The following is an 18,185-nucleotide window of genomic DNA, read 5'->3' on the forward strand; positions in this document are numbered from 1 at the left end:
GGCTCACTCTTCCTCGGCCCGGTCGTTCTCGGTGTCGGTGGGGACCTCGCCGGTCACCAGGGCGGCGAGGCGGTCGATGACGGCCTCGTCGTCGCTTTCGAGGACGACCTGGTCGCCGGCGCGGACGTCCAGCAGCAGGACCTGCAGGATCGACTTGGCGTCGTGCGGTTCGCCACCGGGCTTGGCGATGGCGACCTCCTCCGGCGATGCACCGGCGGCCTCGACGAAGGCGCTGGCGGGCCGCGCCTGGATCCCTACTTCCGTGGTCACTTTCACACGGCGTTCCGCCATGTTGCTCACCCCCGTGGCGCGATGTGCGCGTCATCGACCGACGCAGTTCCAGCATGGACCGGTGCGGGAGTGAACGGTGGGGTTTCGGCTAGTTTTCCTCTTCCGTGTCCGGTTTCGGGCCGCCGTAGACCGTGGGCCGCGGCAGCGGCATGTGCTCGGGCAGGTCGGCCCGCTCGACCAGCCCCTTGACCCTGGCGCGTCCGGCGCGGTACGCGCCGTCGTCCGGTTCCTCCGGCGGCCACGAGGCCGGCGGCTCGGAGGGGCGGGCGGACTTGCTCGGCGGCTCCTCGAACAGGCTGATGTCGGGTGCGTCGACGATCTTCTTCGACGGGGTCGACTCGCCCGCGGGCGCGGCTTCGGCCGCGGGCTCCGGCGCCGGTTCGGGCTCGGAGGCGGAGGGGGCGGCGGCCTCGGCGATCGGCTTGTCGCCGTCCGAAGACGGCTGCGGCGGCCCCGGCTCGGGTTCGGGAGGCGGTCCCGGTTCGGGCGGCGGGGCCGGCTGCGGCTCGGGATCGGGCACCGGCGGGGCCGGTTCGGGGTGGGGGACCGGCTCGGGTTCGGGCTCGGGTCCGGGGTCGGTCTGGTCGGCCCGGGGTTCGCGGATGGTCTCGCCCGATTCGATCGAGCGGTCGGGCTCGGGCGAGGCGGCCTCGGCTCCTTCGGGCGCCTCCTCGGGCTCGGGTTCGTCCTCCGAGGGCGGGGCCGGCGGCAGGGACTCGCCGGGGACGTCGTCGCCGAGGTCGCCGAGCACCGACTCGTCCTCCTCGGAGAGCTCGCCGGTGTCGTCTTCGGCCTCTGGCTCGGGGACGTCGTCGTCCCACAGCGGCGCGTCGTCGTTCTCGGTCGCGGGGGCGGCCGACTCGGCGGCCCGCGGTTCCGGGGCCGGGGCGGGTTCGGGCTCCGGGCCGGGATCGGTCTGGAGGCTGACCTCGGGGACCGGCGGCTGCGGCGGCGTCGGCTCGGCGCTCGGTGCCGGTCCGTCGGCGGACGGGACGGAGAAGCCCGGCGGCGGGGCGTACGGCGACTGCTGGGCGGCCGAAGGCTGTGCCGGGGCGGGTTGGGCCGGCTGCGCCTGCGGCGGGGAGCCGTCTCCGGCGGGCACCGGCGGCAGCGACTCGACCGGTGGACCGGGCGGTTGCGGTGGCGCCGGGACCGCGGCCGGCGGGGGAACAGACGGCTGCTGCGGCTGCGGCGGCCGGGCCGCGGCGGCCTGCCCCTGCCCGGGGGGCGGCGGCTGCGGGGGCCGGTACTGCTGCGGTTGCTGCGGCGGGGCCACCGGCGCCGGGGCCGGCGGCTGCGGCGGCCGACCGGGCGGCGCGGGCCGGCCCTGCGGGGCCGGCGGCGGCGCGTAGGACCCCTGCTGGCCGTACGACGGCGGCGCGTACTGCGGTTCGGGTGGGAAGCCTCCCAGCGGCGGCGGCAGCGGCACGCCGCACTGGGGGCAGCGGCGCTGCATGGACGCCAAGTACTTACCGCAAGCGCTGCAGCTTTTGTCGTCCACGGGAGCCTCCTCGGGGATGGAGCGTCGTTGATCGGATTACCTCGCCACCATCGTGCCATCATCCGGTGGCACTCGGTATCCGCCTTGCCCTAACCGGCTCGAACCCGCGACCGCGGCGAACTGCCGACCGAACCATCCGGCGAGCGCGTTGACGTCGTCCGGAGACGGGCTCTCGGTCGGGTCGTCCTCGGTGGGCGTCGGCTCGTCCGACGACTCCTCGTCGGTCGGCGTGGAGTCGTCCTCCGGCGGCGACGGACTCTCGGACGTGTGGTCGTCGGTGGGCGTCGGCGGGTCGTCCGAAGGATCGTCCTCGGGAGGCGACGGGGTCTCCGGCGAGGTCTCGGTCGGCGACGGCTCGCCGGGAGTGGTCTCGGTCGGCGTCGGCGAGGGCTCAGGGCTCGGCGTCGGGCTCGGCGAGGGAGTCGGAGTCGGGCTCGGCGTGGGGCTGGGCGTCGGGCTCGGCTCGTCGTCGGGGGACGGAGACGGGGACGGCACGCCGCCGGGGTCGCCGGTCGCATCGTCGTCGCCCTCGCCGGTCTTGACCGCGTCGACCACGCGGTGGGCGCCGGCGAAGTTGTCGAACCAGATGCTGCTGATCTTCACCACGTCGCCGGTGCGCGGGGCCTGCACCATCTTGCCGTCGCCGACGTACATGCCCATGTGGTAGACCGACTGCCAGTCGCCCGGGATGTCCCACCAGAACAGCAGGTCGCCCGGCAGCAGGTGCTCGGTGTCGACCGGCCGGTCCCGGGTGAAGTTGAACTGGTCGGCGGCCACGCGCGGCAGGGAGACGCCCGCGTAGGCGTAGGCCTGCTGGGTCAGGCCCGAGCAGTCGAAGGTGTCCGGCCCCTCGGCGCCCCATTCGTAGGGCTTGCCCAACTGCAGCAGGGCGTACTCGACGGCCTGCTTCGCCTCGGGCGCGGCGTCCCAGCCCTCGACCTCGGAGGAGAAGTCGCCGGAGTGCTCCTGGGCGGCCTCCTCGCGGGCCGCCTCCAGCGCCTCGAGCTCCTCCTCGTTCTCCTCGATGAGCTCGTCGAGCTCGGCCTGCGCCTCCTGGTAGGCGTCGTCGAGGGCGGTGAAGCGCTCCTCGGACCGCGACGACGACAGCTCGGCGGCGTCGCGGGCGGCGCGCGCGACCGACTCGGCGGTCGCGGCTTCCTCTACATCGGACGACAACCCCGGCAGGTCCCACTCCCCGCCCAGCGGCGTCAGTCCGGTCAGGTCGGGCAGTTCGGTGTCGGGTTCGGCCGACAGCTCGGCGTAGGCCTCGCCGGCGGCCTCCTCCAGGCGCTGCCGGGCGGTCTCCAGTTCGGCTTCGGCCTCCAGCCACGCGGTCTCGGCGCTCTCGAGCCGCTCGGTGCGCAGCAGCCACTCCTCTTCGGCGGACTCCCGTTCCTGCGCCAACTGGGCGACCTCGATCGAGGCCGCGTCGATCTGTTCGGCCAGCGGCCCGTCGGCGGACTCGGGATTGGTGACCGGGGCCTCGTCGGTCGCCTCGCCCAGCGGGCGCGAGCCTTCGTCGGGAACCGTGTCCCCGGGCTGGGCGAGGACCGGCAGGGCACCTCCGAACAGGACGATCGCCGCACCCGCGCCGGCAAGCGCGGTCGCCCCGAACCGTTTCACGCGCATATGAGGAGTCCTTCTGTGGTGGATGCCACCGATACTGTACCGAAGCCTCGCCAAATTCGCATTCTCGCCCGTCACACGGCACTCGTGCCCCGGAGCCACCGCGTGGCGGCGGGGTTACGCTGGCGGAAACCGGAAGGGGATGAGGTATGAGCGACTCAGCGGCGTTCAAAGCCGAGATCGAAGCGAAGCTCGCCGCCGGCGAGCGGCTGACGTTCGAGGACGGCGTCGGGCTCTACGAGATCGACGACCTGGCCTGGCTCGGGCGGCTCGCCCACCAGGTACGCATCGACAAGAACGGGGACCGGACGATGTTCAACGTCAACCGGCACCTCAATCTCACCAACGTCTGCTCCGCCTCCTGCTCCTACTGCTCGTTCCAGCGCAAGCCCGGTGAGGCCGACGCCTACACCATGCGCGTCGAGCAGGCCGTCGCCCTCGCCGAGCAGATGAAGGACGACGCCCCCACCGAGCTCCACATCGTCAACGGCCTCCACCCGACCCTGCCGTGGCGCTACTACCCGCGGGTGCTCTCCGCGCTCAAGGAGACCCTGCCCCAGGTCAACCTCAAGGCCTTCACCGCCACCGAGATCCAATGGTTCGAAAAGATCTCCGGACTCGGCCTCGACCGGATCCTCGACGAGCTCATCGAGTCCGGCCTCGCCTCGCTCACCGGCGGCGGCGCCGAGATCTTCGACTGGGAGATCCGGCAGCACATCGTCGACCACGACTGCCACTGGGAGGAGTGGTCGGGCATCCACCGCGCCGCCCACAACAAGGGCCTGCGGACCCCCGCGACCATGCTGTACGGACACATAGAGGACCCGAAGCACCGCGTCGACCACGTGCTGCGGCTGCGCGAGCTCCAGGACGAGACCGGCGGCTTCAGCGTGTTCATCCCGCTGCGCTACCAGCACGACTTCCACGACTCCCAGGACGGCAAGATCCGCAACCGGCTCCAGCCGCGGACGACCATGGCCAGCCCCGCCGAATCGCTTCGGGTCTTCGCCGTCTCCCGGCTGCTGCTGGACAACTTCGACCACGTCAAGTGCTTCTGGGTGATGCACGGACTCGACGTCGCCCAGTTGGCGCAGTCGTTCGGCGCCGACGACCTGGACGGGTCTGTCGTGGAGTACAAGATCACCCACGACGCCGACAACTACGGCACCCCCGACAAGATGAGCCGCGAGGACCTGCTCGAACTCATCCGGGACGCCGGATTCCAGCCGGTCGAGCGCAACACCCACTACGAGATCATGCGCGAATACGACCCGCCCGAGTCGCTCGCCGAGCGGCGCGCCCGACCGCAGTCGGTGCAGTTCTAGTGCCACCGGACCAGGCCCGGGACAAGCCGCGGATCGACACGCTGCGGGAGCTGATCGGGACCGTCCTGGCCTACGTGGTCATGGGCGCGATCGCCCTGGTGGTGATCGACTTCCTGTTCAGCTCGGCCACCGGCCAGGGATTCGGCCGGATCTCCGGCTGGATGGCCGCGCTGCCGACCGTGTTCGTCTTCACCGACCAGTTCCGGCGCTACGAGGGCCCCTCGCGCTGGGCGGTGTCGCTGACCGGCGTGGTCCTCGGGCTCGGGGCCGGGACCGCCGCGGCGGCGCTGGCGCCGCCGACCTGGCTGCCGATGGTCGCCGGCGGGATCGGCGGCCTGGTGGCCGCGCTGGTGTACGCCACGCTGTGGCATACCGGAATCAGCATCTACGGAGAGGAGCGGCATTGAACCCGGTCGCAAAGTACTTCCTGGCGCGGCTGGCGCTGTTCGCCGCCGTCGCCGCACCCCTGAGCCTGTTCATGAACCTCCTGCTCGCGCTCGCGGTCGGGCTGCTGGCCTCGATGCTGGCGTCGTTCCTGCTGCTCAAGGGCATGCGCGAGGAGATGATCGACCACATCGACCGGCGCTTCAAGGAGCGCCGGGAGGAGAAGAAGCGGCTGCGCGCCGAGCTGCGCGGCGACTCCTAAGCGGCTGCGCATCAGCTCGGTGCAGATCTGGAGCGTCTCGGCCGCGCCGGCCTCCAGCGCCTTGCCGTAGTGCTTGAGCCAGGAGCGGACGCCGTCGGGCGTGCCGGTCGACCAGGCCCGCTGGGCGCCGACGTACTCCGGGTGCCGGTCCAGGTGCCCGGCGTTGACCGTGATCAGCAGATCCGGGTCGAGCTCCTTGCTGGCCAGCGCGATCCGGGCCGCGCCGCGGGCGACGACGTTGTTGGCCACCGGGAACGGCTGGACGGCGACCAGTTCGCCGTGGACGACCGCGGCGCTGAGGGCGGCGGGGATCTCCTTGGTGGGGTTGGAGACCAGCGCGCACATGGCGTCGATGCGCGCGGCGCCGGCCTTGTCGACCTCGATGCGGCCGGGCTCGAAGTCCTGGCCGGAGTCGGGGAAGTCCCGCGAGGCGAGCAGGTGGAGCTTGGCGAGGACGAAGCGCGGCGAGACCGACCAGAAGTCGACCAGGCGGGGCAGGGCTTCGGACACGCGCATCGTGCCGGAGACGATCGGGTCGGTGAAGCCGCCGGCGCGCAGCCGTTCGACGTCGCAGTCGTAGCCCTCCAGCGCCAGCGTCGCCGAGGCGTCGTGCAGGGCGACCTCGGCGAGGACCCCGGGATTGTCGCCGCGGAGTGCCTCGTGCCAGAGCATGCGGTCGACGTTCGTCCTGGCGTTCTCCAGGGAGTCGGCTACCTCGGAGAGTTCGAGGAGAGGCGCGAGAGGATCCACGGGCGGAACCTTACCTGTCGGAGGCGCGGCCGAAACGCCGCACCAGATGAGCTAGAGGGCAGTCACAGATGCTACCGATGTTGGAGAACGGGCGCTAACTCCCGGCTCGTGGCAAATGCCATCGTCGGTGCCGCCTGCGGGATGCGCTGGCCTTTCGGCCGAATTATGCGGGGGCCGCGCCGGCGCCGGGCCGGGCGGGGGAAACGGTGCAGGACGGGCGCCGGTCCGCTCGTCGACCGTTCGGCGCGCCTTCGCCTGCCGTTGGGCGATGATCGGCAGGTCACGGCTTGTAAAGGCGGCGTTTCGGAGTAGGGTATCCGAAAGTAGACCCGCCTCACAGTAACGCCGCTGTAAGGAGCGAATACCCGTGACTGATACCCCGCACGAGACACTCGCCAACCTCCTTTCGGAGAAGCGCACTTTCCCCCCTCCCCCGGAATTCACCCGATCGGCGAACGTCACGGAGGCCGCCTACGACGAGGCGGCGGCCGACAGGCTGGCGTTCTGGGAGCGGCAGGCCCGCCGCCTCGACTGGTCGCGGGAGTGGGACCGGACGCTGGACTGGTCCAACCCGCCGTTCGCGAAGTGGTTCGTCGGCGGCGAGCTCAACGTCGCCGCCAACTGCCTCGACCGCCACGTCGAAGCCGGGCACGGTGACCGGGTCGCGATCCACTTCGAGGGCGAGCCGGGCGATTCGAGGGCGGTGACCTACGCCGAGCTGCTCGACGAGGTCAAGCGCGCCGCCAACACGCTCCTGGAGCTCGGCGTGGCACCGGGTGACCGGGTCGTGATCTACATGCCGATGATCCCCGAGGCGGCCGTCGCGATGCTGGCGTGCGCCCGCGTGGGGGCGCCGCACTCGGTGGTGTTCGGCGGGTTCAGCGTCGACGCGCTCGCCACCCGCATCGACGACGCCGGCGCCAAGCTCGTCATCTGCGCCGACGGCGGGTTCCGCAAGGGCAAGCCGCTTCCGCTGAAGTCGACCGTCGACGAGGCGGTGGACCGCTGCCCGACGGTGGAGAAGTCGCTGGTGGTGCGCCGCACCGGCCAGGAGGTCGACTGGTACGACGACCGCGACCTGTGGTGGCACGAGCACGTCGGCAGCGCCTCGGGCGAGCACGAGGCCCAGCCGTTCGACGCCGAGCACCCGCTGTTCATCCTCTACACCTCGGGCACCACCGGCAAGCCCAAGGGCATCCTGCACACCTCGGGCGGCTACCTGACGCAGGCGTCCTACACCCACAGCGCGGTCTTCGACCTCAAGCCCGAGTCCGACGTGTACTGGTGCACCGCCGACATCGGCTGGGTCACCGGCCACTCCTACATCGTTTACGGCCCCATGGCGAACGGGGCGACGCAGGTGATGTACGAGGGCACCCCCGACACGCCGCACACCGGCCGGCTGTGGGAGATCGTCCAGAAGTACGGGGTGACGGCCCTCTACGCCGCCCCGACGGCGATCCGCACGTTCATGAAGTGGGGCGAGGACGTACCGGCCCGCTACGACCTGTCGACCCTGCGGGTGCTCGGCAGCGTCGGCGAGCCGATCAACCCCGAGGCGTGGATGTGGTACCGCCAGCACATCGGCGGCGACCGCTGCCCGATCGTCGACACCTGGTGGCAGACCGAGACCGGGGCGATCATGGTCTCGCCGCTGCCGGGCGTGACCGAGACCAAGCCCGGCTCGGCCCAGCGTCCGCTGCCGGGGATCTCGGTCGACGTGGTCGACGACGAGGGCCGGTCGGTGCCTCCCGGGGACGGCGGGTTCCTCACCATCCGCGAGCCGTGGCCGTCGATGCTGCGCACCATCTGGGGCGACGACCAGCGGTTCATCGACACCTACTGGTCCCGCTTCGAGGGGATGTACTTCGCCGGGGACGGAGCCAAGCGCGACGACGACGGCGACATCTGGCTGCTGGGACGGGTCGACGACGTCATGCTGGTCTCGGGCCACAACATTTCGACCACCGAGGTCGAGTCGGCACTGGTCAGCCACGACACCGTCGCCGAGGCGGCGGTGGTGGGCGCCTCGGACCCGGTCACCGGCCAGGGGATCGTGGCGTTCACGATCCTGCGCGGCGACGTCGAGTCGAGCCCCGAGCACCTCAAGGAGCTGCGCCAGCACGTGGCGAACACGCTCGGCCCGATCGCCAAGCCGCGGCAGGTGATGGTCGTCTCCGAGCTGCCGAAGACCCGCTCGGGCAAGATCATGCGGCGCCTGCTGCGCGACATCGCCGAGGACCGCGAGCTCGGCGACGTCAGCACCCTGCAAGACAACTCGGTGATGGACCGGATCAAGCAGGGTCTGTCGCTCGGTCAGGACGACTGAGACCGCGTGATCTCCGCCACCTGAGATCCGAGGTTCGAGTTCCCCATAGAAACCAGTATGACGAGGACGGGACGGCTGGTAGCCGTCCCGTCACTCAGTAGCGGCAAAGCCTCACTTTTCGATAGGGTTCCGTCACTACCCCAATAGATGCGCCCGTCGAAAGGAGCCTCATGTCCGAGACCCCTGAACCGCCAGAGACGAGGCGTAAACCCGATCGGCGCCCCATGCAGCCGATGCCCCGCATGCCCCGGCGCCACGTGGTGCGGAAGGTGCGCAAGGCCGGCAACGAGGTCGCCCGCTTCCTCCGCATCGAGACCACCGGCGGCGTCCTGCTCCTGATCGGGGCCGCCCTCGCCCTGATCATCGCCAACTCCCCCCTGTCCGAGCTCTACGAGGACGTCCGCCACACCTACATCGGCATCCCGGACGTCTTCACGCTCAACGTCCAGCACTGGGCCGCCGACTTCCTGCTGGCGTTCTTCTTCCTCGTGGTCGGCCTCGAACTCAAGCGCGAACTGGTCGTCGGCGAACTGCGCGACATCAAGAAGGCCATGCTCCCGGTCATCGCCGCCGCCGGCGGCGTCCTGGTGCCCGCGTTCGTCGCCGTCGCCGTCGCCTGGGGCGAGCCCGGCGCCGCCGACGTCTGGCCGGTGCCGGTCGCCACCGACATCGCCTTCGCCGTCGCCGTCCTCGCGCTGTGCGCCCGCCACCTCCCCTCGAGCCTCCGGATCTTCCTGCTCACCCTCGCCATCGCCGACGACATCGGCGCCATCGCCATGATCGCGGTCCTGTACTCCGAGCCGGCGTTCATCCCCCTGCTCATCTTCGCGGCCGTCATCGGCCTCTGGGTCTTCCTGCAGGCCAGGAGGATCAAGACCCTCTGGATCTACATCCCCCTCGGCCTCGCCGCCTGGGTGGCGCTCTACGAGGCCAACGTCCACGCCACCATCGCCGGCGTCGCCCTCGGGCTGGCCACCCGCATCAAGCCCGACCCCGGCGAACACGAGGCCCCCGCACTCGCCACCGAGCACGCCCTCCAGCCGTTCAGCGCCGGATTCTGCGTCCCGGTGTTCGCGTTCTTCTCCGCCGGCGTCGCCCTCAACGGCGAGGCCCTCGGCGAGTTCGCCACCGACCGGGTCGCGCTCGCGGTCGTCGCCGGCCTGTTCCTGGGCAAGACCGTCGGCGTCACCCTCGGGGCGTACGTGGCCCACAGGTTCGGCTGGGGCCGGCTCGCGCCCGACCTGAAATGGCCCGACATCGCCGGCGTCGCGGTGCTGTGCGGCTGCGGGTTCACCGTCAGCCTGCTCATCGCCGAACTGGCGTTCGCCGATGCGGCCCAACGGGAACTGGTCAAGACCGGCGTCCTGGCCGGCTCGGCGGTGTCGGCGCTCATCGGCGCGGCGGTGCTCAACGCCCGCTCCCGCGCCGTCCGGCGTCACCACTCGCCCGCCTGACCTCGTACGCTTTGAGCGTGAACCGCAGGACTTTCGCCGACAGCACCGCGCTCAAGGCCGGGCCCTGGCAGCACCGGCACATCGACGCCAACGGCTCGCGATTCCACATCGCCGAGGCCGGGGACGGCCCCCTGATGCTCATGCTGCACGGCTTCCCCGAGTTCTGGTGGTCCTGGCGCCACCAGATCCCCGCCCTGGTCGACGCGGGCTACCGCGTGGTCGCGGCCGACCTGCGCGGCTACGGCGCCTCGGACAAGCCGCCGCGCGGCTACGACGCCTACACCATGGCCGCCGACGTCGTCGGACTCGTCCGCGCCCTCGGCGAGCGCGAGGCGACCGTGGTCGGCCACGACCTCGGCGGCATCCTCGGGTTCGCGGCGTCCGCCTTCCACCCGCGGCAGTTCCGGTCGCTGGTGGTGCTCGGGGCCGCGCACCCGCTGCGGCAGCGGGCCGCGCTCGCGGTCGACCCGAAGGGCCAGTTGTCGGCCTCCAAGCACCTGTTCGCGTTCCAGATGCCGCGCTACGAGCACCGGCTGACCGCCTGGGACGCGCGCAAGGTCGCCGACCTCATGTACTGGTGGTCCGGGCCGAGATGGCGGAGCACCCGGGACTTCCAGGCGTACGTGCGGGCCTGCCGCGACGTCATCCAGATCCCGCAGGCGGCGTTCTGCGCCCTGGAGGCGTTCCGGTGGCCGTTCCGCACCGCGCTCGGACTGAGCGGCCGGCGATTCGTCCGGCTGCTGCAGCAGCCGACGCCGGTGCCGACCCTGCAATTGCACGGGGCGCTCGACACGTGCGTGCTGCCGCGCACCGCCCAGGGCTCGGGCCGGTACATCCACGGCCGCTACGAGTGGAAACTGCTCGACGGCGTCGGGCACTTCCCGCAGCAGGAGATCCCCGAGACGGTCACCAAGGAGATCATCCGCTGGGCCGGGTGACGGCGGGCCGGGGAGTCGCGCGACTCCCCGGCCGACCGGGTTTCCTCAGGCGGCCCGCCGGACCTCCCCCGGCGACGGCACGGCGGCCGGGTTGCGCAGGTGGCGCGCGAACAGGCCGCGGCGCGCCGCGGCGACTCCGGACGCCAGCCGGGCGAACGCCGACGGGCGGTCCTCGACCACCGGAGCGTCCGGCAGGGCCGAGCGCGCCTCGTCGTTGACCAGGTGGAGTCCCAGGATCGCGTACGTTTCCATAGTGGTGTTCCTTCCGGGCGGTGATGCCGAATGCGTGCCGCGCCGGTGCGGCGTCGAGTCCGGGTTCCGGCGGAACGCCGCCCCGGCCTCGGAACCGATACTGCCGGGCCGGAGTCACCGACGCGTTACGCCCGAAGACTTCGCCGACAACGCCCGGTAAAAACCTCGTTCCGGCGATGGCGCTGCTCACAGAGGCGGCACTTGATGAGGCTCACTCGCAGGGGCTCACCGGTGCTGCCCTAGCATGTCCGGAAACCCCGAGCGGGAAGGTGATACCGGCACGCCTTCGCGCGGACCCGAGGTCGGACAGATCCGAAGGAGCATCGTGCATCCCACCGACACTTACAGCCGGTCACCGCACGCCGCCGACCGCGCCCCCGAGCGGTCGCAGATCGACGAACCCCCGCCGCGGAACGGGCGGCCGACCGACGCGCGACTGGCGCTGCTCCTGGCGTCCCTGGCCAGCGCCGCCGCCGGCATCATCCACGGCGCGGCCGCCCCCGCCCACTGGGACGAATGGCCGATCTCGGGGGTGTTCTTCGCAGGCGTGGCGCTGTTCCAACTGGTGTGGGCGGTGGTGGCACTGCCGCTGGCGGGCCGGTTCCTGGCCGCGGTCGGCATACTCGCCAACGGCGGCCTGTTGGGGCTGTGGGCCTACAGCCGCTGGGAAGGACTGCCGATGGGCCCGCACGCCGGTGCGCCCGAGGCGATCGGCCTCGCCGACGTCCTGGCCGCGGGGCTCGGAGCCGTGGTGATCGCCGGGGCGTTCTGGGCGCTGCTGCCGCGCGAGCGGCACGGGGTGCTCAAGGCCGGCGGCTACCGGACCGTGGTCTTCCTCGCCGGGGCGGCGATGGCGGTGGCACTGATCCCGGGCATCGACGGCGCGCTGAGCCACGGCGGAGAGGGGCACGACCACGGCCCGGCCGAAGACGGCGGCCACCACGGCGAAGGCGGGGAGGACGAGCACGACCACGGCGAGACCGACGACGAAACCGAAGGCGAGGCGACGACCGAACCGGCCGGCACCGAGGAGGAGGACCACACGCACGCCCCCGGCGAGGAACACGACTGAGCGGGCGCCCGCCGGAGTCTCAGGCGAGGAACGGCAATCGGCGCAGGGACCCGCGGTGCGGTTCCTCCGACCACCCGCCCGGTGCCGGATTCGGACGCACCCAGCGGGTTCGCAGCCGGGAACGGAGCTCCCGCTCGCTCAGCCCTTCGGCGCTCACACTGATCCGGAAATCCATCTCGTCGCAGGAGAGGGTGAGCAGATCCGGTGCCGCGAGCGTGTCGACGGCCTGCAGCGGGGTCGACAGGCCCCGGCCGGTGCGTTTCACGAGGGCCTCCTTCCGCGTCCACAGCGAACTGAGGTCGTCGGCCCTCAGGAGCCGGTCCCTCACGCGTTCCTCGCCCGGGGCGGCGATGCACTCGAAGAGGCCCCCATCGAACGGCACGCGCGACTGGAGGTCGATGCCGATCGGCACGGAGGCGAAGGCGCACACGCAGACCGAGGCATCGTGCGACCAGTTGAAATGCGCTTCGGGAAGCCCCCGGAACCGGGGCTTCCCGAACTCCCCGCTGACGACCTCGGGCATCGGGTCGGCCGACCGCTCCCGCCAGAGGTACTGCAGCAGCGCGAACGAGACCACGCGGGCGTACCGGTCCTGCCGCCGGTGGTAGCGGTCGGTCTTACGCCGCCGCTCGGCCGGCACCTCCGCGCGGAGCCGCTGGAACGTCGCCTCGTCCAGCGGGTCGGAGCGGGCGATGGCGACGTCGATCATCCCTCAGCGCGGTCGACCACGAGGCACACGTTGTGGCCGCCGAACCCCAGCGACAGGGAGACCGCGCGGGAGAGCTCCGCGGTCCGGGCCCGGCCGCGCACGACGTCGATCTTCATGTCCTCGTCGATCTCCGCCGTCCCCGCGGTCGGGGGCGCGGCCCCGCGCCGGATCGAGAGCACCGCGGCGATGGCCTCGGCGGCCCCGGCCGCCCCCAGCATGTGACCGGTCATGGACTTCGTCGACGACACCAGCGCCCGGTCGCCGAACATGCGCCCGATGGACGCGGCCTCGACCTGGTCGTTCTTGACGGTGCCGGTGCCGTGCGCGTTCACGTAGACGGTCTCGTCCTTCTCCCCGGCCTCCGCGAGCGCGTCGGCGATGGCGCGGTCGATGGGCTCGCCGTCCTCGGCCGGGGCGGTGATGTGCGAGGCGTCGCTGGTGGTGCCGTAGCCCGAGACCTCCGCGTAGATCGTGGCGCCGCGCGATCGTGCGCGCGACTCGCTCTCGAGCACGAGGGCGGCCCCGCCCTCGCCGATCACGAATCCGGCGCGCTCGCGGTCGAACGGGATGCTCGCGCGGTCGGGATCCTCCGACGCGGTCAGCGCGCGGAGGTTCTGGAACCCGGCCATCACCAGCTTGTGGGAGCTCGCCTCCCCGCCGCCGCAGATCACGGCGTCGGCGTACCCGTGGCGGATCGCGCGCAGCCCTTCGCCGACGCTGACCGAGCTCGCCGCGCACGCGGCGGTGTGGGAGACCGCCGGTCCTCGTGCGCCGGCCTCGATCGCGACGAGGCCGGCCAGGATGTTGGCGGTCCATTTGGGGATGAGGGCGGGCGAGACGCGCCGCGGCCCCTGCTCCCGCATGGTCTCGGACTCCCCCAGGACGGTCCCGACGCCGCCGAGTCCCGAGTTGCTCATGAACACGCCGAGCCGGTACGGGTCGATCGAATCGAGCAGGCCCGAATCCCGGACGGCCTGCCTGGCCGCTATCAGGCCGAACCGGCTGTAGCCGTCCAGGCGCCGCAGTTGGGGGCCGGTGAAATGCGCCGCGGGGTCGAGGTCGGTGACGGGGGCGTGGACGCGCACGGCCACGTCGGAGGTGTCGAAGTGGTCGATCGGCACGATGCCGTGGCGGCCGGCGAAGAGGTTCGATTCGAGCTCGGCGAGGTCGTTGCCGATTGGGCTGACCACGCCCATTCCGGTGATTACAGCCTTTTCCATGCTTCTCCATCGGGTTGCGACTGGGGGGTTTGCGGTGGACCGCCACTGGTACCGCCCGGAGGCGACGGCGGCGCCACGGCCGGTGCCGTCCGGGCGCCGGCCGTGGCCCGTCGCCGCCGGTCACGCCGATCGGCGCCGGAGGCGGTCAGGCGTGCTGCCGTTCGGCGGCCTCCTGCACGCGGTCGTAGAGGTCCTGGACGCTGACGAGGGAGTCGGTGACCTCCACGCCCTGCTTGCCGACTGTGTCCTCGATCTTCATCATGAACTCGAAGACCCCGATCGAATCCACGCCGATCTCCTCCAGGTCGTCGGTCATCGCCAGCTCGCCGGCGGTCTTGGTGGTGAACTCCGCCAGCGCGTTCTTGAACTCTGATTCGGTCATGATCCGTTTCGATCCCTTCTAGAAACCCTTTTTCCTCAGCCACGCGAACAGGTCGTCCTCGCGTCGGCCCGCCTCGTCCTCGCTCCACGTCCCCAGCTCGCGGGTATCGACCAGCAGGCCGTCGCGGAGGTAGATCACCCGGTCGCCGCGGGCGGCGCACGCCGGGTCGTGGGTCACCATGACCACCGTGGTCCCCGCCCGGTGCACGTCCGTGAGCGCGTCCATCACCTCGGCCGACATGCTGCTGTTCAGCGCGCCGGTGGGTTCGTCGGCGAACAGGACGGACGGTTCGCAGGCCAGGGCCCGGCAGATCGAGGCCCGCTGCAACTGGCCGCCGGAGACCTGGGTGATGCCGTGCTGCTTGACGTGCGCGATGCCGAACCGCTCCAGGAGCGCGTCGACGCGGGCGATTGCGGCGTCCTTCTCCTTCGGGGCCGCCTTGAGGGCGGGCAGGAGGATGTTGTCCCGGATGTTCAGGTTGTTCAGGAAGAACGCCTGCTGGAAGACGAAGCCCATCGTCGTCAGCCGGACGCGGCTCGCCTCCTTGTCGCTCAGGGAGGTCAGGTCCCGTCCTTCCAGGAGCACGCTCCCGCCGGTCGGGCGGTCCATGCCGCTGACGCTGTAGAGCAGCGTCGACTTCCCGGATCCGGACGCTCCCATCACGACCAGGAACTCGCCCTCCCTGACCGACAGGTCGATTCCGTTGAGGACCTGGGTCGGAGGGTCGGTGGAGTAGTACGTTTTGGTCAGGTCCCGGGATTCCAGGGTGACGTGGTCTGCTTGTGTCATGAGTGCTCCAATCAACCTCTGAGCCACGAGCTCTTGTCGGCGCCGCGAAGACCCGCGGTGAGGGTGACCGCGCCGAGGTATCCGGCCGCGATCAGGATCAGCGGGTAGGCCGCATAGACGAGCAGCGGGTTCGGGATGAACGAGAGGTCCGCGATGCCGAGTCCCGCCAGTGAGATGAAGGCTCCGACCAGGGATTCTCCGGCCGTCGCCGCGAACACGACGCCGGCCAGCGTCCCGACGGCCACCGCGACGAGGGTCTTGAGCCTCACCTGGGTGATGATCTCGCCGGTCGAGAAGCCGATGGCCGACATCGTGCCCATCTTCCTCCGTTCGCTCGTCAGGCGCAGTTTGAGGAACAGGCTGGTGATGAGCACCGCGACGCCGATTCCGAAGATGAGGGACAGGACGGCGGCGCTGAGGAAGGCGCCGGTCACGTAGGACAGTGTCTGCTGGACGTACTCCCGCATGGGGATCACGGCGGCGGCCGGGAAGCGCTCGCCGTAGTCGTCGGCGACGGCGGCGGCGTCGGTGCCGTCGACGGTGTCGGCGTAGATCACGTAGCCGGCCGCGTCGGTCGCCACCTCCCCTTGCATCTTGGCGGTGTGCCCGCCGCTGGTCACGTCCTGGTAGACGCCGCTGACCACCACCGGGGTCGCCTCGCCCCCGAGACTGACGGTGATCTCCTCGCCGGTCGAGACCCCGTACTTGTCGGCGTTCAGGACCGACAGGGCGATCTGCCCGGATTCGGGCGGCTCGCCCCGCAGGTACTCGACCGTGTCGCCGGAGTAGTCGCCGACCTCGACGCGCAGGGTCTCCAGCCCTTCCTCCCCTTCGATCTCGTAGAGCAGGTTGGAGAAGGCCCGCACGTCGGTCAGGCGGTCGTCTTCCCGCATGTCCGAGAGCACTTCGGTGCGGAGCCGGTCGACGTGCTCCGAGAACTGCAGGTCGGCGCGGATGTCGCTCTCGGGTGCGCCCATGTAGGTGACGAACCGGGGGCTCTCGAAGGTGCTGAGCAGGTTCATCGGGAGGGTGATGAGGACGGCCACGAGGAAGAAGACGACGGGGATCAGGATCCACTGCCTGGCGTCGGCCCTGATGTCCAGCAGCGCCAGGCGGCCGTTGACGCTGCGGCCGCGGAACGAGGCGAGGCCGGAGCGCCGGACGCGCCGGGCCTGCCGCTTGGCGCGGCGCGCGGTCTGCCGGTCGCTGAGGGTGCTGCCGTGGACCATGGCGTTGACGACCTGGATCTTCCTGACCCGGCCGAGGACGCGGCGGCAGATGGCGATGACGAACAGGTAGACCAGCGCCAGCCCGATCACGGGCACCAGGACGGTCGCGGCGCCCACCGGCGCCTCGGCGTAGTTCACCTGGACGCCGCGGGTCAGCAGGTTCGTCGCCACCACGGCGAGGAGCCCGCCGACGATGCAGGCCAGGAGGGTCATCACGCTGTACTTCGCCAGGTACAGGCGGGCGATCGACTTGTCGGGAAGGCCGATGGCCTTCATGGCGCCGATCTCGCGGACCTCGTCCTCGAGCTTCCCGCGGATCACGAAGCGCGCGTTGAGCAGGGCGATGGCGATCAGGAGGAGGCTCAGGAACACCAGGGCCACCGCCACCAGGCCGTCGCTGAAGGCGTTGATGATGCGGATCATCTGGTAGGTGACCGCCTGGCCGTTCTTCGGCAGCGACTCGTCGGACTCGTACGCCCGCTGGAAGTCGGGTATCAGGGCCGCGTCGGTCAGCAGGTACTCGACGATGATCTCGGGGGCGCCGCCTCCGGACCGCTCCAGTTCCTCGAAGTCGTCCTCGGAGATCAGGAACCGCGTGGCCGACGACAGCGACGAGGCCATCTGCGAGTCGCGCACGAACCCTTCGACGCGCAGGTCGAGGGTCCCCGAGTCGGTCTTGACCTGGAGTTCGTCGCCGGCCCGCAACTCGAACTGCTGCTTGTAGGCGACCGGGACGTAGACCTCCCCCCGGGAGGGTTCGGGGATCGCCCCGGACTCGTCGATCAGGAAGTCGAACTCCCGGTTCTGCGTGACGAACAGGTTGTCGATCAGGCTGTCGGCCAGATCGCCCGACTCGTCGGTCTCCGGACGGTCCCAGGCGATGGCGGCACCGTCGAAGCCGAGCATCTCCTCGACCAGCCATGCGTCGATCTCCGGGTGCTCGGCGGCGAACCGCTCCAGCGCGTCCGGGTCGTAGTCGCCCTTGTGCATCTGGAGGAAGTGCGGCGGCTGGGCCTCGTCGAAGAGCTGGTCGACCGATCCGATCAGGCGCTCCATCACCATGGCCCCGGTGGCCATCAGGAAGGCGCTGAGGACCAGGATCACGATGAGCGCGGTGTTGACGCCCTTGTTCTTGATCAGATCGTTGGAGGCGTATCGGAGATACAGGGACTCCCTCTTGTTCACTCGAAGCTCCAAACTCCCGGTATCTGCGTGGACATCCACGTCAGGACGACGTGGTAGACCACGTCGAGAACGATGTTGCCGACCTCGACCCAGTCGGTCTTACCGCCGGCCCTCCGCTTCCGCAGCACCTCCTGGGTGTGGGTCCACAGTCCGCTGATGCCGTAGATGTACAGCGTCACCAGCACCCCGACCCAGAAGTTGCCCTGGAACCAGATCGCCAGGACGCCCATCACGCCCAGGCCCAGTTGGGAGAACCCGTACTTGACCTGGAAGGGTCCGCTCGGCCAGCCCAGTTTCTCGGCGGTCTTCTCCGGTTGGAGGACGTTGATGATGAACCCGCCGACCGCGATGATCCCGTGGCTCACCGCGAACTGGTGCAGCAGGAAGGTCTTCATCACCTGCGCGTAATCGGCCGAGAATCCTTGCACGGCGAGCTGCACGACCGCGGTCAGCAGCCCTATGCCGATGATTACGACAATCCACATCG

The 18,185-nt window shown here is 70.7% G+C and carries 18 protein-coding genes; 8 read left to right on the forward strand and 10 right to left on the reverse strand.

What is annotated here, in order from left to right; all coding sequences use genetic code 11:
• Positions 1–3 precede the first annotated feature (3 nt).
• From CUT39_RS17095 to CUT39_RS17105, 3 genes are all read right to left on the reverse strand, one after another.
• Entirely contained in the window at positions 4–291 is a 288-nt protein-coding gene (locus CUT39_RS17095; RefSeq protein WP_100448672.1) for an HPr family phosphocarrier protein, read from the reverse strand.
• 88 nt (positions 292–379) lie between these two features.
• Positions 380–1,792, reverse strand: a complete 1,413-nt coding sequence (locus CUT39_RS17100) for a hypothetical protein (protein WP_157930779.1) — start codon at positions 1,790–1,792, stop codon at positions 380–382.
• A gap of 36 nt (positions 1,793–1,828) precedes the next feature.
• Positions 1,829–3,421 (reverse strand): C40 family peptidase, encoded by a 1,593-nt coding sequence (locus CUT39_RS17105; RefSeq protein WP_100448674.1) that lies wholly within the window; start codon positions 3,419–3,421, stop codon positions 1,829–1,831.
• A gap of 146 nt (positions 3,422–3,567) precedes the next feature.
• On the opposite strand from CUT39_RS17105, the gene mqnE reads away from it, so the two are divergent.
• From mqnE to CUT39_RS17135, 7 genes are all read left to right on the forward strand, one after another.
• A complete protein-coding gene (gene mqnE, locus CUT39_RS17110; RefSeq protein WP_100448675.1) occupies positions 3,568–4,743 on the forward strand; it encodes an aminofutalosine synthase MqnE in 1,176 nt (391 codons plus the stop codon).
• Entirely contained in the window at positions 4,743–5,150 is a 408-nt protein-coding gene (locus tag CUT39_RS20895) for a hypothetical protein (protein WP_198587233.1), read from the forward strand. Before mqnE ends, CUT39_RS20895 begins: the two co-directional genes overlap by 1 nt.
• Before the next feature lie 71 nt (positions 5,151–5,221).
• On the forward strand, positions 5,222–5,389 hold the full coding sequence (locus CUT39_RS21895) for a DUF4229 domain-containing protein (RefSeq protein ID WP_408611166.1): 168 nt from the start codon (positions 5,222–5,224) through the stop codon (positions 5,387–5,389).
• 163 nt (positions 5,390–5,552) lie between these two features.
• Positions 5,553–5,969: a hypothetical protein gene (locus tag CUT39_RS21900; RefSeq protein ID WP_198587236.1), complete on the forward strand. Its 417-nt coding sequence runs from the start codon at positions 5,553–5,555 to the stop codon at positions 5,967–5,969.
• Between the two features lie 537 nt (positions 5,970–6,506).
• Positions 6,507–8,468, forward strand: coding sequence for an acetate--CoA ligase (acs, locus tag CUT39_RS17125; protein ID WP_100448676.1), 1,962 nt, complete (start codon positions 6,507–6,509; stop codon positions 8,466–8,468).
• 233 nt (positions 8,469–8,701) lie between these two features.
• Positions 8,702–9,922 carry a Na+/H+ antiporter NhaA gene (gene nhaA / locus CUT39_RS17130; protein ID WP_232805806.1) on the forward strand — a complete coding sequence of 407 codons (1,221 nt, stop codon included), beginning with the start codon at positions 8,702–8,704 and terminating at the stop codon, positions 9,920–9,922.
• A gap of 17 nt (positions 9,923–9,939) precedes the next feature.
• A complete protein-coding gene (locus tag CUT39_RS17135) occupies positions 9,940–10,860 on the forward strand; it encodes an alpha/beta fold hydrolase (RefSeq protein ID WP_198587237.1) in 921 nt (306 codons plus the stop codon).
• Positions 10,861–10,905: 45 nt separating this feature from the next.
• Here CUT39_RS17135 and CUT39_RS17140 read toward each other — a convergent pair whose 3' ends face one another.
• Positions 10,906–11,112 carry a hypothetical protein gene (locus CUT39_RS17140; RefSeq protein ID WP_100448678.1) on the reverse strand — a complete coding sequence of 69 codons (207 nt, stop codon included), beginning with the start codon at positions 11,110–11,112 and terminating at the stop codon, positions 10,906–10,908.
• Positions 11,113–11,437: 325 nt separating this feature from the next.
• On the opposite strand from CUT39_RS17140, the gene CUT39_RS17145 reads away from it, so the two are divergent.
• On the forward strand, positions 11,438–12,184 hold the full coding sequence (locus tag CUT39_RS17145; protein ID WP_100448679.1) for a hypothetical protein: 747 nt from the start codon (positions 11,438–11,440) through the stop codon (positions 12,182–12,184).
• Positions 12,185–12,203: 19 nt separating this feature from the next.
• On the opposite strand, the gene CUT39_RS17150 is transcribed toward CUT39_RS17145, so the two are convergent.
• From CUT39_RS17150 to CUT39_RS17175, 6 genes are all read right to left on the reverse strand, one after another.
• Complete coding sequence (locus CUT39_RS17150; RefSeq protein ID WP_100448680.1) at positions 12,204–12,893, reverse strand: 4'-phosphopantetheinyl transferase family protein; 690 nt, start codon at positions 12,891–12,893, stop codon at positions 12,204–12,206.
• Positions 12,890–14,113: a beta-ketoacyl-[acyl-carrier-protein] synthase family protein gene (locus CUT39_RS17155; RefSeq protein WP_100448681.1), complete on the reverse strand. Its 1,224-nt coding sequence runs from the start codon at positions 14,111–14,113 to the stop codon at positions 12,890–12,892. Before CUT39_RS17155 ends, CUT39_RS17150 begins: the two co-directional genes overlap by 4 nt.
• A gap of 145 nt (positions 14,114–14,258) precedes the next feature.
• The gene (locus tag CUT39_RS17160) at positions 14,259–14,495 is read right to left on the reverse strand and encodes an acyl carrier protein (RefSeq protein ID WP_100448682.1); all 237 of its coding nucleotides are present in this window, start codon (positions 14,493–14,495) and stop codon (positions 14,259–14,261) included.
• Positions 14,496–14,513: 18 nt separating this feature from the next.
• Positions 14,514–15,284, reverse strand: coding sequence for an ABC transporter ATP-binding protein (locus CUT39_RS17165; RefSeq protein WP_100448683.1), 771 nt, complete (start codon positions 15,282–15,284; stop codon positions 14,514–14,516).
• Between the two features lie 11 nt (positions 15,285–15,295).
• Entirely contained in the window at positions 15,296–17,698 is a 2,403-nt protein-coding gene (locus CUT39_RS17170; protein WP_100448684.1) for an ABC transporter permease, read from the reverse strand.
• A complete protein-coding gene (locus CUT39_RS17175; RefSeq protein WP_100448685.1) occupies positions 17,695–18,183 on the reverse strand; it encodes a DUF6790 family protein in 489 nt (162 codons plus the stop codon). Before CUT39_RS17175 ends, CUT39_RS17170 begins: the two co-directional genes overlap by 4 nt.
• Between the last annotated feature and the right edge of the window lie 2 nt (positions 18,184–18,185).

Source organism: Glycomyces xiaoerkulensis, from assembly GCF_002798405.1.
In the GTDB taxonomy this organism is placed as follows: Bacteria; Actinomycetota; Actinomycetes; order Mycobacteriales; family Micromonosporaceae; genus Glycomyces; species Glycomyces xiaoerkulensis.

Excerpts from the sequence above, each read along its gene's own strand:
- CUT39_RS17095 (WP_100448672.1), bottom strand. The coding sequence starts at position 291 with ATGGCGGAACGCCGTGTGAAAGTGACCACGGAAGTAGGGATCCAGGCG.
- CUT39_RS17105 (WP_100448674.1), bottom strand. The coding sequence starts at position 3,421 with ATGCGCGTGAAACGGTTCGGGGCGACCGCGCTTGCCGGCGCGGGTGCG.
- mqnE (WP_100448675.1), top strand. The coding sequence starts at position 3,568 with ATGAGCGACTCAGCGGCGTTCAAAGCCGAGATCGAAGCGAAGCTCGCC.
- CUT39_RS21895 (WP_408611166.1), top strand. The coding sequence starts at position 5,222 with ATGAACCTCCTGCTCGCGCTCGCGGTCGGGCTGCTGGCCTCGATGCTG.
- nhaA (WP_232805806.1), top strand. The coding sequence starts at position 8,702 with ATGCCCCGCATGCCCCGGCGCCACGTGGTGCGGAAGGTGCGCAAGGCC.
- CUT39_RS17140 (WP_100448678.1), bottom strand. The coding sequence starts at position 11,112 with ATGGAAACGTACGCGATCCTGGGACTCCACCTGGTCAACGACGAGGCG.
- CUT39_RS17150 (WP_100448680.1), bottom strand. The coding sequence starts at position 12,893 with ATGATCGACGTCGCCATCGCCCGCTCCGACCCGCTGGACGAGGCGACG.
- CUT39_RS17155 (WP_100448681.1), bottom strand. The coding sequence starts at position 14,113 with ATGGAAAAGGCTGTAATCACCGGAATGGGCGTGGTCAGCCCAATCGGC.
- CUT39_RS17160 (WP_100448682.1), bottom strand. The coding sequence starts at position 14,495 with ATGACCGAATCAGAGTTCAAGAACGCGCTGGCGGAGTTCACCACCAAG.
- CUT39_RS17165 (WP_100448683.1), bottom strand. The coding sequence starts at position 15,284 with ATGACACAAGCAGACCACGTCACCCTGGAATCCCGGGACCTGACCAAA.
- CUT39_RS17175 (WP_100448685.1), bottom strand. The coding sequence starts at position 18,183 with ATGTGGATTGTCGTAATCATCGGCATAGGGCTGCTGACCGCGGTCGTG.